The organism is Acinetobacter sp. ANC_7503 (assembly GCF_056780035.1).
Window position 1 is genome coordinate 33996 of record NZ_JBWYJA010000002.1, and the last position, 16474, is coordinate 50469.

The window sequence follows — 16474 nt, forward strand, 5'->3', positions numbered from 1 at the left end:
TGAGTTACTGACCAGTCCATATGACTTGGTTAATTTGTATCGGTTTAGGAATGATTTTGAGCTCAGCAAAGCGATCAGCCAGTTGTTGCTGATCTGCAATGACTTTCGCGGTTAAAGGTGCTGCATAAGATGGACGAGGTCGGCGCTGAACAAAGGTTTGGCTCACATTCGGCTTTAAACCTGTTGTTTTGGCAAAAATCGTTGCTGTAGTTTTTAAGTTCTTTTGAACCCATTGATCAGCAAGATTAATCTGTTCAATGACACCTGAAATCGCTTGAGGATGTTTGTCGATAAACTTGCCTGAAGCGAGATAGAACGTGTAATTCGGGCTCAGTCCTTGTCCAGTGGTCAAAACTTTTGCTTTATCTTCAAGTTCAGCAGCAGCGTAATACGGGTCCCAAATGGCCCATGCATCAACAGCACCTTTTTGGAATGCTGCGCGTGCATCAGCAGGACTTAACCAAATTGGTTTTACATCGCTCCATTGCAAACCTGCTTTTCGGACGGCTTGGACCAATAGATAATGTGAACTAGAGCCACGATGTACTGCGACACGCTTGCCTTTGAGGTGTTTAAGCTGAGTAATTTTGGATTTTTGCGGCACTAAGATTGCTGAAGAAAGTGGCTTCGCCGCCTCATAAGCAATGTAATGCAAAGGTTTGTTTCCTGCTTGCGCATAAACAGGGGGGGTATCACCTGTTGCACCAATATCCACTGAACCCACTGCAAGTGCTTCTAAAATTTGAGGACCACCAGGGAACTCATTCCATGTAATTTTGGCATTGGGAAATTCTTGCTCAAACAGTTTTTGCTGTTGAGCAATCACCAAATTTACGGAAGATTTTTGGAAGCCAATGCGTAATTCTTTCACTGAGGGATCAACAGCCCATGCAGCTGAGCAACCCAACATCGCACAGGCAAATAGCATCGTTGTCATTGAATGACTTGAGGTTTTAAACCAAGTGTGTGCTGTATTTCCTGATTGATATTGAGTCATGTTCATCACCTTTTCATGTTGTTATTTGGGTGTAGGCGCAATAATTGCGGCCTGAATATTGATTTTGTTTGGAATCAATTTCTGTTGATGGAATACATCGGCAACTTTTTGCTGATGTTGAGTAACTTCAGTACTAATTGGATAAACGCCGAAGCTCATACGTCCAATTGAGGTTTGAAGAATTTTGAAATCTAGGCCTGTAGGCTTCACGAGCAGTTGAGCTGCTTCGTCTTTATTGGAAGCAATCCAATCTGATGCTTCATTAAGTTCTTGAACAACGGTTTGTATAATTTCAGGATTCTGTTCAACGAACTTACGATCAGCCATATAGAACTGGTAGTTATTGGCATTCCCTTCGCCAGAAGCGAGAACACGTGCGCCGATTTGATGCTCTGCTGCTGCAAAGAACGGATCCCAGATTACCCATGCATCGACTGCACCGCGCTCAAATGCTGCGCGAGCATCCGATGGTGGTAGGTAAACCACTTCAATATCATCAAGCGTCAAATGATTCTTTTCTAAGATCTTCAAGAGAAGATAATGAACGTTAGAACCTTTGTTTAACGCTACACGCTTACCTTTAAGTTGTTGAATATCTTTGATGTTCGAATTTTTTTGAACAATCAACGCTTCAGCGCGTGGAGTCGCAGGTTGATTTGCGACATAAACCAAATTTGAATTCGCTGCTTGGGCAAAAATAGGGGGTGCTTCACCGACTTCACCAAATGAAACACTGCCGACATTCAAACCTTCTAACAGTTGTGGTCCACCTGGGAACTCTACCCATTTCACTTGAATGTTTTGATCCTTCAAAGCGGCTTCTAATTCACCACGTTCTTTAATCACGGGCAGTAAGCCATACTTTTGATAACCGATATTTAACACTTGGGTTTTATCTTCTTTTTTTGAGTCGCAACCAGTGAGTAGCAAAGCACCTGTTAACGCAGAAGACAAAATGAGTGTTTTTTTCCAAAGATTAGCGTTAAAGCTGCTCATATTGAAAATCCTGAAAACTTAAAAATAAAAAAAATCAAAAAAATAAATGCGTCATGTAACGCGCCTAAGTTAATGAATTTTCTATTTCGTAAAAAATAAGAATTCAGGAATTCCTAATGAATAAAAAAGATAAAATTAAAAGAGAAAAAAATATCTAAAAAAATGCAAAAGGCTCAATCTAAGAATAACGATATTTTTGTTTCTAAGTTTATGAAATATATAAATATATATTAAAATATTAAATTGTGATAAGGATATGATTTGTATGAATATATCGAATGATTGTAAAGATAGTTCACCTAGGAATATCGATATATAAAAGAAAGATAAAGCAGTTCATAAGGGTGCAATAAAAAAGCCACTTTAGAGTGGCTTTTTACAAACAATTGAGTTTCTTTGGAAATTATAAAGTGCCTGACGCGCTTGTGGTAAGTCATCCACCGATGCTTTGACAAACCCTTGTTCCAAAAACCAATGTGCGGTTCGTGTCGTAAGAATAAATAACTGTTGGATATTAGACTTTTTTGCTTTCTCTTCTAAATAGTGCAAGATTTGGCTACCACGATTTGATTTGCGGTAACTTGGATGTACTGCCACACAGGCTATTTCTGCAGAACGAATTTCATTTGATTCAGTTGGTATTGGATATAATGCTGCACAAGCCAGAACCATACCGTCACGTTCAATCACAGCGAAATGATCAATTTCATTTTCCAAGCGTTCTCTAGAGCGGTATACCAAAATGCCTTCTTGTTCTAATGGGCGTAATAAACTGATTAATCCACCGACATCCTGAATCGTCGCTGTGCGGACTTCTTCATAATGTGCATCGGTGATCATCGTGCCATGCCCATCACGAGTAAATAATTCTTCGATTAATGCACCATCATGTTCATAAGATAATAAATGAACGCGGTTAACGCCATTTAAAGAGGCTTCCTTGGCATTTTGTAAATGCAATGCCAATTCATAATTTTGCTCTAAAGCAACGTCAATATGTTGATCTAGCTGATGCGGGGTCACTTCGCGCAACAACTGCTGTGGGCTTTGCATTAAACCTTGTTCGGAACCGAGAAAAATGAGTTTATCGGCACCGAGTTGGATAGCTGTTTTGGTCGCCACTTCTTCAGCAAGCAAGTTATAAACTTCACCAGTGGTTGAATAACCTGAGGGGCCAAGCAATACAATATTGTGATTGTCCAAATGTTTTTGAATCGCATCTGCATCGACTGAACGTACTTCACCGGTAAGTTGAAAATCGATACCATTACGAATGCCATAAGGTTTAGCTGTTATAAAATTACCAGATACCACATCAATGCGAGCACCATACATGGGTGAATTTGCAAGTCCCATAGACAATAAGGCTTCGATTTGTAAACGGATTGAGCCTACGGCAGACATGACCGCACCTAATGAGTCACGTGTTGTTACTCTACGATGATTATGAAAAGGACTATCTAAATTCTTCTCAGCAAGATTTGCACTGATTTGTGGTCGTGCTCCATGAACCAGAATGAGTCGAATGCCGAGAGAATGTAAAAGGGCAATATCATGAATAATATGTTGAAAATTTGGTGATTGAACTGCTTCGCCGCCAAACATTAAAACGAAGGTTTTATTACGATGGGCGTTGATATACGGCGCTGAGTTTCGGAACCAATGCACATATTGCTGTGTCATATTTTGAGTTGTATCTATTGAGTCCGATTGCATGCATGTACCGATAGAAGCGGGAAGTGGTCATCAGATTCTAAACAAAAAAATGATTTTCCACACCTGCATTAAAATAAAGACATAAAAAAGCCCAAACTGAGTTTGGGCTGAGTGCAGGGAAGATCAATTTGAGAAGATCTAGGAATAAGCTTATCCGATGATACGCACGATGCGATCTGTACGCTCATTCACTAAGACATAGTCTCCATTAATTTTGTACCACTGCTGGTTACGCGCCGCTTTAGGTAGATTCTTCGCTTGACGATCACTTAACTCAAATTTTGAAGAGTTGAATTGACGTGGTAACTGTTGACCTACTCGCCATTGACGGCTTGGATTTACATTTTGGAAGCCACGATTTTGTTCATAGCGGTCATGTTGATATTTCCCAGGCTGACCTTTATTCCAATGCGCTGGTGGTGGAGTTGGTTTTGAATAGTGACGACCATCGTCATGTGGACCAGCCATCGCAGATGTTGCCAATAAACCACTCATTGCTAATGTAAGTACTGATACTAACTTTTTCATGTGGGATACCTCTAACTTTGTTATTTATCCGATATCGCTAAAGTACAAAATGATTTGAGATAAACCGTGGAGAGATATAGTCAATTTGTGAAATATATGAAGAAGTGATGAAGATCAATGATTAGGATTGCACTCAACAAAAAACCCGACATGAAGTCGGGTCGATTTAAACGTCAAAATTAATCTTGCTGGATTTTCAAAATACTATTGCTGTTTGAATCCACCAGAATAAAGTCATTATTCACTTTGTACCATTGTTGGTTTTTACCAGGTTTTGGTAGGTTATGATCTTTATATTCGGTTTTATAACTATTGCCACGATAGTGTTGAGGCATGACGTAGCCAGTTTGCCATTTATGTTGACGTAAACGTTTTACGCCACGCTCTTCTCTGTTTTTACGACGATCTTGGAACTCTTGATCTGATGAAGCATCATATTGAGTATGTTTCTCAAATCCTTTACCACGTTCACGTGAACCTTTATCTTGGTAGTCATCAGAGTAAGGAGCAGCATTGGCAATATTTGCTGTAAATATTGCACTTAAAGATAATGTCAAAACTGTCATAATCTTTTTCATATTCCGCCCTCGTTGACCTTATAAATTGGGGTTCACACTAATGTACTGAAAAAATGCAGAGAAACTGTGAAGATAGAATGTAATTTAGATTAAAAATAACGAGATAATAAGAACATATTTTAATAGGAATGAAAATAGAAACCGATGCTTTAGCTGAGCAATCAATGCTTTGAGCAATTTTAAATTTTGAATCCTAATATGATTTTTAAATTGTAAATATTTTAATAACACAGAAGATGATTTTCTTTTAAATAAGAAAAATCATCTGATCCGTTTCATCTCAGTGCCACTGATTATGATATTCCTGCAATTGTTGAATAGCTTCGATAATGATCCACGCAGTTTCGGCATGATCTAAACCTTGAACTAATGAAGCATCCAACTGTAACTGTTCGATCGTTTGGATCGTTGATAATTTTCGAGCTTGGTCTGCCATATTATTTCCTTATAAAAGTGTTGAATTTCATGGCATTGATCATAGTTAAAATTTATAAATATAAAAAACCGAATATTTTTCTTAATTTAATCTAATTATTCGATTAAGGTTCAAATCAAATGCTTAAAAGACAGCATAATTTTTTATATCGATAAACTTAGCGTATGTATAGACTTTTGTTATAGTAAGAACAATTTTAAAGCAACACTAGGAATAGGTTATGTCTGTCGCTCCGCGTATTGGAATTTTAGGTGCTGGTGGCCGTATGGGTCGTACATTGATTCAAGCAGTTCAAGATGCTGGTTATCAATTAGCAGCAGCGGTAGAGCGTCCAGGCAGTAGCCTTATTGGCGCGGATGCAGGCGAATTAGCGGGTATTGGTACACTTGGTGTGAAAGTCGTGGGTGATATCCAAGATGTTTTAAATGATTGTGATGTATTTATTGACTTTACTGCACCAGTTGCAACTGAACAGCATTTGAAACTGTGCCGTGAGGCTGGTGTTGCATTAGTGATCGGTACGACAGGAATGAACGATGAGCAAAAAGCATTTTTAGATGAAAGTGCAACGATTGCTCCTGTAGTCTACGCAGCAAACTACTCCGTAGGCGTGAATGTATCCATTAAACTTTTAGAATTAGCATCTAAAGTCTTTGGTGACAGTGTCGATATTGAAGTGATCGAAGCACATCATCGTCATAAAGTTGATGCGCCATCAGGTACTGCTTTAATGATGGGTGAGGCGATTGCTGATGCATTAGGTCGTGATTTGAAGCAAGATGCGGTGTATCACCGTGAAGGGCATACTGGTCCTCGTGAACGTCAAAGTATTGGTTTCCAAACCATTCGTGGTGGCGATATTGTGGGTGAACATACGGTAATGTTTATTGGTGAAGGTGAACGTGTAGAAATCACACATAAAGCCACGAACCGCATGAATTTTGCTGCAGGTGCAGTACGTGCCGCTGCTTGGGTTGTCGGTAAAGCACCGAAAAAATATGACATGAAAGACGTTTTAGGCTTCAACGATATCAAAGTTTAAGTTTAAAAATACTGCGTGATCATCTAAATAATAATGTTAAATATGAAGAATAAAAATGAAGAAAATTTCTATGATCTGCTTGCTTGTCAGTGCCATTGGCCTGACAAGCCAAGTTCAAGCCAATGAAGCCTCTCGACTCACCATTAACAAAAACAATATTAAAGTGTGGACGATGCAAAATCCTGATCATCCTGTGTTGTCCTATCGTGCTGAAACAGTAGTGGATGCTTCACTCGAAAGAGCAGTTGCAATAGTTTTGGATGTGGAAAATGCAAAATCATGGGTACCCAATGTCGGTTCAGCACAGGTGATTTCTCAAGATTTGAAGCAAGGGGAATTTAAACTCTACATGGTGTTAGATTTTCCATTTCCTTTGAAAGATCGAGATCTGATTGTGCAAGGGAAAATGTATAAGGATTCAAAAGGTATTATTCATATTAAGAATAAAGCTTCGCAAACGGGAAAATCGAAGAATCCTCAGTATATTCGGCTGCAACACTATGTTGGAGACTGGAGCTTTGAACAGATTGGACCGAATAAGGTGAAGGTCAGCACTTCAGGATATGCGGATCCAGAAGGTGCAATTCCACAAAGTGTGACCAATATGTTTGTACAACAGCAGCCTTATCAAATGTTGCAAAAAATGAAAACTGAATTAGCAAAATCTCAATCTGTGCAGATATCGTTACCAGATATTTTGAAATAATGACTTTAGATCAGGCATTTAATCATTTTTCAAAGTGTAAGCTGTAAATTGCTTTAACTCTGCTGCTTGAGGCAAATGAAAACTCAAAATTGGTTGCTTTGTCTTAGATGCCTGATCCAATAGAAAAACTTGGTAGGTCTGTTTTTTGGAATCATCACATTGAAAATTTAAATTTTTTTGTGTGGGACTATTGAGCTTGACCGCATGATCAGAAGATACGGTGTAAAGGTAAATTTTCTCCTGCTCTGGAGATTCAATACTTTTTGTAAAACGATAATGACTGTTGTGCGTCACTTTCAAGAAGCCATCAATTAATGATGTACAAATAAATTTTTGCTCAAGTGCAACTTGATCGATTGCATGCTCTGGTTGGCAAGCTGTCAAAAGTGTTACCAAGGGTAATATCAAATATAATTTATCGTTGTTCATATGGCCTCCTGTGTGTTTTTAGCTGTAAGACCATCATAAATTTGCTAGGTTTATAGATACAGATACACACATTTTATAAAAATGAGCACAGTTCATGTTTCAGTATCAAATCTTAGCCAAACATATCAAACAGAAAATTCTGAGTGGAGAACTGTGTTCAGGACAGAAGCTCATTTCCCTTCGGCAATTTTCAGCATTACATGCCGTCAGTTTAAATACAGCAAAAAATTGTTATGCATTATTGGAATCGGAAGGGCTCATCACTGTTAAAAATAAATCAGGTTATTTTGTACAACATTTGAAATCCAAAAATGATCAACCAGTATTGCCTTATCATCGTGAATTTGAAGCTGAAGCAAAGGATATCAGTAACTTAGATTTGCAAATTGAAATACAGGAGTCTTCAACCAATAATCGATCAATTCATTTAGGTGCAGTACAAATCTCTCCAAATCACGTGCCTGTAGATGCAATCCGAAAGTCAATTCAACGTGCTTTAAAACACAGTCAACCAGAAGATTTCCTTTACAGTAATCGACAAGGGCATTTGAGATTGAGACAAGCTTTATCAGACCATTGGGCTGAAGATGGTTTTTATATCAATCCAGACGAGATTTATATCACCAATGGCTGTATGGCTGCGTTATCACTCGTGGTTCAGCTCTTGACCAAGGAAGGGGATGGCATTGTGATTCCAACCCCAAATTTTAATGGTCAATTACAGTTGTTAGGGACACTGAAACGCAAGTTGATTGAGATACCTGCAAATGTGGATGGTTTTGATTTAGAACGCTTAGAAAGAGCAATGCAGCACCCCGATACCAAAGCCTGTCTATTGACTGTGAATTATCAAAATCCACTAGGATTTGAGCTTTCTAATCATGATAAGCAGAAGATTGTGCAATTGGCTGAACAATATCAATGCTATGTGATTGAAGATGATATTTATGCTGAATGTAGTTTTAATTTACAAAGACCTTTACCGATTAAGCATTGGGATGAAGCAGGCTATGTCATTTTATGCAGTTCAATATCAAAATCATTGTCCAGCGCATATCGAGTAGGTTGGTTTTGTTTACCGCCGAGGCTTAAATATTTGCATCGTCAAATTGTCATTCAAAATGTCAGTGTGAATACACCTTTGCAATTGGCTTTGGCTGACCTGATGTATAGTAGAGCCTATCGTGAGCATCTACTCCGATTAAAACCAAAATTAAATCATCAAGTTGATGCATATCGAAAAACGATATTAAACGCTTTTCACGGGATCGACATTGGGTTAAGTCAGCCGGATGGTGGTTATGTTTTATGGCTGCAATTGGCGACACATATTGATGGTTTAGAACTCTATTATGCTGCACGTCAACATGGTATTAACATTGTTCCCGGTGATGTTTTTGGAGAAGAACGCCGTTATAAAAATTATATTCGCTTAAATGCAGGGCATGAACTAACTCATGAAATTCATGACTCCATCGTGTTTTTAGCGGATTGGGTGAAACAAAAAATGAGGTCATCATCCCAAGCACCTTCTTAAAAAGATTATGGCGCTAAACTAAGCTTTTTAAAGCAGTGATTTTCATGATCATCAATCATTCCTACCGCTTGCAGATAAGAATAGATAATGGTTGGACCGACGAATTTAAAACCATTCTTTTTTAGAGTTTTAGACAGTTGCAGGCTTAATTCGCTTTGTGTTTGTGCTAAGCGATAGTCTGGCACAGAATGAACTTTGGGTTGATGTCCTACAAAACTCCATAACCATTTGACCATATCAGGCATGATTTGGCGCATATTCAACCATGCTCGAGCATTATCTCGAATCGCTTTTAATTTACCTAAATGACGAATTATTCCCGGATCTTGTGCTATTTCGATTAAATGCTCATCTGTAAAAGTCGCAATTTCTTCAATGGTGTATTGAAAGAAATGATATCGATATCGCTCGCGTTTTTTTAAAACAATAACCCAAGCGAGTCCTGCTTGCTGACCTTCTAAACAGAGCATTTCAAATAAGGTGTGTTCATCATATACAGGCACACCCCACTCTTGATCGTGATAATTAATATAAATCTGCTCATCGGAGCACCAGCCACAGCGTTGAATCGTCATGCGAATGCTCCGAAGTGATCAAATGGTAAAAGCAACCCACTGATCGTTTTGATTGTCCCAAAAGAACAACTCTGCTTGTTCTAAATCCGAAAAATTAATCCAGAAATCTTTACCTGCTTTATCTGCAAACCCAGTGCTAATCAACAGAGCTTCTTCGGTAATTTCCATAATCCAGCCCTGATGGCTTTGTCCTTTTAAGACAATACGTTGTTGATTGCCAGATTCTGCAAATTCAACTAGACGATTAATCAAGGCTTCTGACATGAAAACTTCCTAATAATAAAAACTTTAATTTAACGTAAATAAGGGTATGGATTGACAGGGCCTCGACCGCGACCATCTAAGTAAATTCCATAATGTAAATGAGGGGCAGTATGTCGAGCATTACCCGTATTGCCGACATAACCAATATGGTCACCTCGTCGCACGAAGTCACCCTCATTGAGACCTTTTTTATGCTGATCTAAATGCGCATAATAATGCCAAGAACCAGCGGGTCCTAAAATCCAAATGACTTTCCCACCCAGCTTATTATCGCGCATACTGCGAACAATTCCATCAGTTGCACTATAAACTTTTGTACCACGAGGCGCCAAGATATCAATGCCTTCATGTGTTCGACCGTGACTTCGTGATGCACCCCAAGTGTCTGTCAGTTGTCTCGCTTTTACACCTTGTACTGGGATAGGTAATTTGCGGTCCAAAGGAAGCATATGTAAGCGAGCAACGAGGGTTGGGTCAAGCGGCGTTTGTTTTGGAGGTTGGCTACTGCAGGCAACAAGTAAAATAGCTACACTTAGGATGATGTAATGTCGCAAATACTTAGTCACTCCAACTCCTTGATTGATACAGTCACACTTATTTGAATCGACTATGTCACAATTTCACGGCTGAGATCAATTTTTTCATCGCAGTTGGAATGCCCATTTCTGTTACAACTTGTGGAGCGAGCCATTCACCTCCTAATTCTGTTTGGAGGTATTCCATCTGGTCGAGATCAACATGGAAAATATGTGCATTCAGTAACCAGGTAAAGTGGGTGAAACTGTGTGAAATTTGAGTTGGTAATTGATTACTCACCAAACCATATTGCTGAGTCAATTGACTAAATTCTGAAGTTTCATCAATGATGGGTAAGGTCCATAAACCACCCCATAAGCCTGAATGCGGACGTTGTTGCCATAACCATGTATTTTCAGTACTTCGCAGTAATAAAACATCCGCAGTCTTTATAGGCACTGCTTTTTTTGGCTTTTTAAATGGTAACTCTTGTGTCAGACCCTGCTTTAAAGCTTGGCATTCTGACTGCATTGGACAGTACAGGCAAAGTGGTTTTTTAGGAGTACAAATTGTTGCACCCAAATCCATAATGGCTTGCGTGTAATCATGGTTGCGTTGTTCAGGACAGAGTTGCTCGGCTAATTCCCACATTGCACGTTCATGGACAGGCTTTGATAAATCATCTTCAATGGCAAAGAAACGTGCTAAAACACGCTTAACATTTCCATCCATTATCACGCCGTATTTGCGTAATCCAAGTGACATCAATGCACCAGCAGTTGATCTACCTATTCCTGGCAGGGCCATCCAAGCTTCTAAAGTCTCTGGAAAATGTCCATTTTGACTTACGATTGTGGCTGCTTTATGCAGGTTGCGAGCACGCGCATAATAGCCTAGACCTGCCCAGTAAGGAGCAACTTCATCCCAAGTAGCATGACCTAAATCGGTGACCGTCGGAAAGCGCTCAATAAAACGATCATAGTATTTCAGAACAGTTTTCACTTGGGTTTGCTGCAACATAATTTCAGAGACCCAAACTTTGTAAGGATCATCTGCGACTTGCCATGGCAGGTCATGTCGACCATGTACATCAAACCAATCCAGTAACGCAGTTGAAAAAGAAAACATGAAAATACCATTAATACAATCTGTGCTCAGTATAACCAATCTAGGCAAAGACCTTTTAAAAAAGCATGAAAAAAGGCGCATATTGCGCCTTTTTGTAAAATCAACATTACTCTTGAATAATGCCCCAACGACTATCTAATTTAAGCGGTTGGTTTTTGTAACGAGGAATAATATGGATGTGTAAATGTTCCGACTCTTCATCGCCAAAAACTTTGCCATCATTAAAAGCGATATGAAAGCCTTCCGGATGATGACGGATTTTTAACTCGTTACGTGCCAGTTCTAACAACGACTGTAAACTTTTACGCTCTTTATCGGTAATTTCAAAAAAAGAACTCACATGACGTAAAGGAATAATAACGGAATGTCCTTTAGTCAACGGCTGCTGTTCTGGCAAAATCACACCGAATTCATTTTTATCAATCACATCATATTCATCGTGATTGCAATAAGTACATTGTTCACTCATCCTTATATTCCTCTTATATTTTATCTTCTTTCTTCAATAATCTTAGCGCTAATAAACTTTGAAAGTAATTAATCTAAGTGACGCGACAGTAACTCATACATCGCAGCTAAGCTTTTTTCCTCAGCTTCAGCGTTATAACCGAGATCTACACCATTGGCTTTTGCCCGTTCATCAGCTTGTGGATTGCTAAAACCATGTTTTGCATCCTCAAAGATAATGACCTCATGTGGCACCTGAGCTGCAAACATTTCTTCTTTAAATTGTGCCACATCATCTAGCGTGACCATGCTATCTAGCTCACCATGCAAAACCAGAATTTCAGCTTTTACTTGACCTTGTTGAGCAGGTGTTTGCGCAGATAAATTAGCATGGAAGGTAGCAACTGCTTTTAAGTTCGCACCAGAGCGAGCAAGATCTAAAACAACTTTTCCGCCGTAACAAAAACCAATCGCAGCTAATCGAGTTGCGTCAACTTCAGGCTGTGCAGATAAAGTGTCTAACGCAGCTGTAGCGCGTTGTACAATCGTTTCAGGCTGTGCGAAAGTTTGCATCATCCACTCATTTGCTTGAGAAGCTTCAGTGGTTACCTTTTTGTCGCCGTACATATCAATGGCAAAAGCAGCATATCCTTGTTCTGCAAGTTCTCGAGCACGTTGTTCTGTATATTCATTACGACCCCACCACTCTGGGGCTACAATAATACCTGCAGCTCCTGAAGAGTTTTCAGGTGCGGCAAAATAACCAATCAATTGAGTACCATCTGCCGCTTTATACTGAATTTCTCTTGTTTGAATTGCTGAAGTCATTATTGAAAGTCCTTTCGTTTATGAAAATCAGCAAAGATTAAAGCATAAATGTTTTCCGAAGTGATGAATTTGCAATAAGAAAGTAAAATCAAATGTGAGAATTTATGAAAGATTGGAATATATAAAACGCGTATCAATGAACAGATAAAAAGAAATAAAAAAAGAAGAAGGAGTACCTTCTTCTTTTCATCAATCTTGTGTTTTCAATTTAATCTAGTGATTAAGAACACTAGACTTTGCCTCTTGAGATAAAGCCTACAATTGCGAGAATCACTGCAATCACAAGTAAGATAATTGCGAAATCTTTAGATAAGCCTGCTACACCACCAAACCCTAGCAAACTTGCTATCAATGCAATCACTGCAAAAATAATCGCCCAACGGAACATTTTGATTCTCCATAAATTTTTATTAATGTTCATTCAGTATAAGAAAATAAACTGAGCAAAATGTATACAAAGGGTATTTTAACGTAGAGTATTGATATTCTTTAGTTAATCAACTGTAACTGAGATTGATGAAATTTTATGAGAATTATTAGTGATATACTGACTCAAATTTTTGATATTTAGCTGAATCATGAGCACATCTTTACGCCCTGAATTTTGGAAACATTATTCACTGTTTGAAATGAACCAAGCAGAATGGGAGGCACTGTGTGATGGTTGTGGTATGTGTTGTTTGGTTAAATTAGAAGATGATGAAACCGAAGAAATCGCATATACCAAAGTTGCGTGCAAACTTCTAGATTGTCAGACGGGGCATTGTTCAGATTATGAAAATCGTCAGGTGCATGTACCTGACTGTATTCAGTTAACGCCTGAAAAATTACAACAAATACGCTGGTTACCTTCGAGTTGTGCATATCGACGTATTAATGAAGGTAAAAAGCTACCGAATTGGCATCACTTGGTGACAGGCAATAAACAAAGTGTGATTAGTGCTCGAAAATCTGTAGCAGGTCGTTGTATATCTGAACAGCTTGTTGATGAAAATGAAATAGATGAATACATCGTGCGGTGGGTACGCTAATACATTCAATTGCTAGACTGCACATATTTTGTAATATAAAAACACTTTTAAAATGATCATTGCCGTTTAATCCTTGAGACTGATATTCAAGGATTTAAAAAGGGAAAGGCATGTTAAAAGCTAAAAAACTGATTTGGATTGTTGGTTTGAGCGGAATCATAATGGCGTGTCATGCCAATCAAAATAAAGCCAGTGAAGCACAGAATCCGCAGGAATCAACAGTCAAAAACGAGAATTCAAAAGCTCAAGAACAACGATATCAAGTTGAAAAAATTGCTCTATTTAATGAACCATGGGCGATTGCAACTTTACCAAATGGTCAACTGTTAATTACAGAAAAGTCAGGCATACTTAAGTTGTTTGACCCACAATCAAAACGTAGTTTTAACGTGGCTGCTGTGCCTCAAGTTGCTTATGGCGGACAAGGTGGGTTAGGTGATGTTTCGATTCATCCTAATTTCAATAATAACGCTTGGTTATATCTCAGTTATGCCGAAGAAAAAAATGGATTGTTTGGTGCAGTGGTAATCCGAGCGAAATTGGATTTATCGAATATCGAAGCACCGAAACTGACGGATATCGAACGCATATGGGAGCAAGTCCCTAAAGTGTCGGGTCAGGGGCATTATGCACATCGTATAGTGTTTGACCAGCAAGCGAATTTATGGATTAGTTCAGGGGAACGGCAGAAGTTTCAGCCTGCACAAGATATGCAGTCTAATCTAGGTAAAATTGTATATTTGTATGATGATGGTCGTGCTCAAGAATCTAATCCATTTGCCAAGCAAGGTGGTGTCTCAGCGCAGATTTGGAGTTTAGGTCATCGTAATCCTTTAGGTATGGCATTTGATCATCAAAATCGTTTGTGGGTGGCAGAAATGGGCCCTAAAGGTGGCGATGAGTTCAATCTTATTGAAAAAGGTAAGAATTATGGCTATCCAATTGTATCTAATGGTGATCACTATGATGGGAAACAGATTCCGAATCATGAAACGCGACCTGAATTTATAGCCCCTAAACTTGATTGGTCTCCAGTGATTTCACCCTCGAGTCTGATTTTTTATAAATCTAACTATTTTCCACAATGGAAGAACAAAGCCTTAATCGGTGGATTATCATCGAAAGCCATTATTGTGGTAGATCCACAATCTGAACCTGTACGAGAAATTCAGCGCTTGGATATGGGGGTTCGAGTACGAGACTTGCATGAAGCGAAGGATGGCACAATTTGGGGAATAGAAGATGGACCGCAAGCTTATTTATTCAAATTAAAAGCAAAACTCGAATCTGAGTAAAATGAAAAATGTTGAATAGTGATGGTTGTTTTGACTATTAATATTGGAATTTGACTATTACATAGTAGACTAGTCAACAGCACTTTGAGATCTATAAAAAATATGTCCGATACACAAATTCCGCTACCTGAACGCTTACGTCCACGTGATTTGTCTGAGATTATCGGACAAGATCATTTACTTGGTGAAGACGCACCTTTACGTCAAATGATTGACCAAGGACATTTACCTTCGATTATTTTTTGGGGGCCTCCAGGGGTCGGCAAGACCACCATTGCGCTATTGTTAGCTCAAGCTGTAGATCGTACTTTTATTAGCTTGTCTGCACTCAACACTGGTGTTAAAGAGCTTCGAGAAATCATTGGGGAAAGTGGCGATCTCATTGTGCCAGTGGTTTTTATTGATGAAATTCATCGCTTTAATAAATCTCAACAAGATGCCTTACTGAGCGCAGTAGAAAAAGGCAAGATTACTCTGGTTGGTGCAACCACAGAAAATCCTTCTTTTGAAGTCAATAATGCTTTGTTGTCGCGCTGTCAGGTGTATACGCTGAATGCATTATCTGAGCATGATATTCAACATTTAATTGAACGTGCACTCAAGCAAGACCAATTTTTGAAAGACCGTCATATTCACATCGAAGAATATGATGCATTAATTCAATTTGCCTCAGGTGATGCTCGTAAAGCACTGAATTTATTGGATCTCATTGCGAGCACATTTGAAGCAGATGTTGAAAATATTGTCACCAATGCCATCGTGGTGAAAGTAGCTCAACAAAATATTGCGCGATATGACAAATCTGGTGAGCAGCACTATGATTTAGTCTCAGCATTCATTAAATCAATTCGTGGAAGTGATCCTGACGCTGCACTATATTGGATGGCGAGAATGTTAAAAGGGGGAGAAGATCCAGTCTTTATTGCGCGTCGGATGTTGATAGCCGCTTCGGAAGATATTGGAAATTCTAATCCTAATGCGTTGTTATTGGCTGGGGAGTGTTTTAGGTCCGTTCAAGCGGTTGGGATGCCAGAATGCCGTATTATTTTAGGACAATGTGCAGTGTATTTGGCCACAAGCGCGAAAAGTAACAGCACTTACTTAGCAATCAATAAAGCATTAGAGTTGGCTGAACGTACGTCAAATCTTCCAGTTCCATTGCATTTAAGAAATGCTCCAACCAAGTTAATGAAAGAGCAGGGATATGGTGTAGATTACTTATATCCACATCACTATCCAGAACATTTCGTGTTGCAGGATTATATGCCTCCAGAGCTGAAAGGCACCAAATTGTACGAATCAGCTCGTAATAAGCGTGAAGTCGAAGCAGAGCGTTTACAGCAGCGACGTTGGCAGCAAGAGCAGCAACAACAATAAAAAAAGCCCAGTTCTATGGGAAGCTGGGCGAAAAGCGATTCATCTGGT

At 39.0% G+C, this 16474-nt stretch carries 20 protein-coding genes; 6 read left to right on the forward strand and 14 right to left on the reverse strand.

The window, feature by feature from the left end:
- Window positions 1-4 precede the first annotated feature (4 nt).
- From AC1M9M_RS04060 to AC1M9M_RS04085, 6 genes are all read right to left on the reverse strand, one after another.
- Window positions 5-937: a sulfonate ABC transporter substrate-binding protein gene (locus AC1M9M_RS04060; RefSeq protein ID WP_481595786.1), complete on the reverse strand. Its 933-nt coding sequence runs from the start codon at window positions 935-937 to the stop codon at window positions 5-7.
- Between the two features lie 81 nt (window positions 938-1018).
- The gene (locus AC1M9M_RS04065) at window positions 1019-1993 is read right to left on the reverse strand and encodes a sulfonate ABC transporter substrate-binding protein (RefSeq protein ID WP_481595684.1); all 975 of its coding nucleotides are present in this window, start codon (window positions 1991-1993) and stop codon (window positions 1019-1021) included.
- Between the two features lie 363 nt (window positions 1994-2356).
- Window positions 2357-3709 (reverse strand): amino-acid N-acetyltransferase, encoded by a 1353-nt coding sequence (gene argA, locus AC1M9M_RS04070; protein ID WP_035264904.1) that lies wholly within the window; start codon window positions 3707-3709, stop codon window positions 2357-2359.
- Between the two features lie 150 nt (window positions 3710-3859).
- A complete protein-coding gene (locus AC1M9M_RS04075; RefSeq protein ID WP_035264902.1) occupies window positions 3860-4237 on the reverse strand; it encodes an RcnB family protein in 378 nt (125 codons plus the stop codon).
- Window positions 4238-4416: 179 nt separating this feature from the next.
- Window positions 4417-4815, reverse strand: coding sequence for an RcnB family protein (locus AC1M9M_RS04080; protein WP_481595685.1), 399 nt, complete (start codon window positions 4813-4815; stop codon window positions 4417-4419).
- A 280-nt stretch (window positions 4816-5095) separates the two neighbouring features.
- On the reverse strand, window positions 5096-5251 hold the full coding sequence (locus tag AC1M9M_RS04085; protein WP_171076739.1) for a hypothetical protein: 156 nt from the start codon (window positions 5249-5251) through the stop codon (window positions 5096-5098).
- A gap of 220 nt (window positions 5252-5471) precedes the next feature.
- On the opposite strand from AC1M9M_RS04085, the gene dapB reads away from it, so the two are divergent.
- The gene (gene dapB / locus AC1M9M_RS04090; protein WP_035264896.1) at window positions 5472-6293 is read left to right on the forward strand and encodes a 4-hydroxy-tetrahydrodipicolinate reductase; all 822 of its coding nucleotides are present in this window, start codon (window positions 5472-5474) and stop codon (window positions 6291-6293) included.
- A gap of 55 nt (window positions 6294-6348) precedes the next feature.
- On the forward strand, window positions 6349-6999 hold the full coding sequence (locus AC1M9M_RS04095) for an START domain-containing protein (RefSeq protein WP_481595686.1): 651 nt from the start codon (window positions 6349-6351) through the stop codon (window positions 6997-6999).
- 18 nt (window positions 7000-7017) lie between these two features.
- On the opposite strand, the gene AC1M9M_RS04100 is transcribed toward AC1M9M_RS04095, so the two are convergent.
- Complete coding sequence (locus AC1M9M_RS04100; RefSeq protein ID WP_481594536.1) at window positions 7018-7428, reverse strand: hypothetical protein; 411 nt, start codon at window positions 7426-7428, stop codon at window positions 7018-7020.
- Window positions 7429-7522: 94 nt separating this feature from the next.
- Between AC1M9M_RS04100 and AC1M9M_RS04105 the strand changes: the two genes are divergently transcribed.
- Window positions 7523-8965, forward strand: coding sequence for an aminotransferase-like domain-containing protein (locus AC1M9M_RS04105; protein WP_481595687.1), 1443 nt, complete (start codon window positions 7523-7525; stop codon window positions 8963-8965).
- 5 nt (window positions 8966-8970) lie between these two features.
- Here the strand turns inward: AC1M9M_RS04105 and AC1M9M_RS04110 are convergent, their stop codons facing one another.
- From AC1M9M_RS04110 to AC1M9M_RS04140, 7 genes are all read right to left on the reverse strand, one after another.
- Window positions 8971-9540, reverse strand: a complete 570-nt coding sequence (locus tag AC1M9M_RS04110; protein ID WP_481595688.1) for a DNA-3-methyladenine glycosylase I — start codon at window positions 9538-9540, stop codon at window positions 8971-8973.
- 18 nt (window positions 9541-9558) lie between these two features.
- Window positions 9559-9804: a hypothetical protein gene (locus AC1M9M_RS04115; RefSeq protein WP_481595689.1), complete on the reverse strand. Its 246-nt coding sequence runs from the start codon at window positions 9802-9804 to the stop codon at window positions 9559-9561.
- Window positions 9805-9833: 29 nt separating this feature from the next.
- On the reverse strand, window positions 9834-10370 hold the full coding sequence (locus tag AC1M9M_RS04120) for a M23 family metallopeptidase (protein ID WP_481595690.1): 537 nt from the start codon (window positions 10368-10370) through the stop codon (window positions 9834-9836).
- A gap of 46 nt (window positions 10371-10416) precedes the next feature.
- The gene (gene mutY / locus AC1M9M_RS04125) at window positions 10417-11448 is read right to left on the reverse strand and encodes an A/G-specific adenine glycosylase (RefSeq protein WP_481595691.1); all 1032 of its coding nucleotides are present in this window, start codon (window positions 11446-11448) and stop codon (window positions 10417-10419) included.
- Between the two features lie 106 nt (window positions 11449-11554).
- On the reverse strand, window positions 11555-11923 hold the full coding sequence (locus AC1M9M_RS04130; protein ID WP_265596980.1) for an HIT family protein: 369 nt from the start codon (window positions 11921-11923) through the stop codon (window positions 11555-11557).
- Between the two features lie 62 nt (window positions 11924-11985).
- Complete coding sequence (locus AC1M9M_RS04135) at window positions 11986-12723, reverse strand: dienelactone hydrolase family protein (RefSeq protein ID WP_035264872.1); 738 nt, start codon at window positions 12721-12723, stop codon at window positions 11986-11988.
- Between the two features lie 229 nt (window positions 12724-12952).
- Window positions 12953-13111 (reverse strand): DUF1328 domain-containing protein, encoded by a 159-nt coding sequence (locus AC1M9M_RS04140; RefSeq protein WP_035264869.1) that lies wholly within the window; start codon window positions 13109-13111, stop codon window positions 12953-12955.
- A gap of 190 nt (window positions 13112-13301) precedes the next feature.
- Here AC1M9M_RS04140 and AC1M9M_RS04145 point away from each other — a divergent pair, with 190 nt between their 5' ends.
- The 3 genes from AC1M9M_RS04145 to AC1M9M_RS04155 all read left to right on the forward strand — a co-directional run bounded on the left by AC1M9M_RS04145 (window position 13302) and on the right by AC1M9M_RS04155 (window position 16426).
- Window positions 13302-13754: a YcgN family cysteine cluster protein gene (locus tag AC1M9M_RS04145; RefSeq protein ID WP_035264867.1), complete on the forward strand. Its 453-nt coding sequence runs from the start codon at window positions 13302-13304 to the stop codon at window positions 13752-13754.
- A gap of 110 nt (window positions 13755-13864) precedes the next feature.
- Window positions 13865-15049: a PQQ-dependent sugar dehydrogenase gene (locus tag AC1M9M_RS04150; protein WP_481595692.1), complete on the forward strand. Its 1185-nt coding sequence runs from the start codon at window positions 13865-13867 to the stop codon at window positions 15047-15049.
- Window positions 15050-15151: 102 nt separating this feature from the next.
- Window positions 15152-16426 carry a replication-associated recombination protein A gene (locus AC1M9M_RS04155; protein WP_481595693.1) on the forward strand — a complete coding sequence of 425 codons (1275 nt, stop codon included), beginning with the start codon at window positions 15152-15154 and terminating at the stop codon, window positions 16424-16426.
- The last annotated feature ends 48 nt before the right edge of the window (window positions 16427-16474 follow it).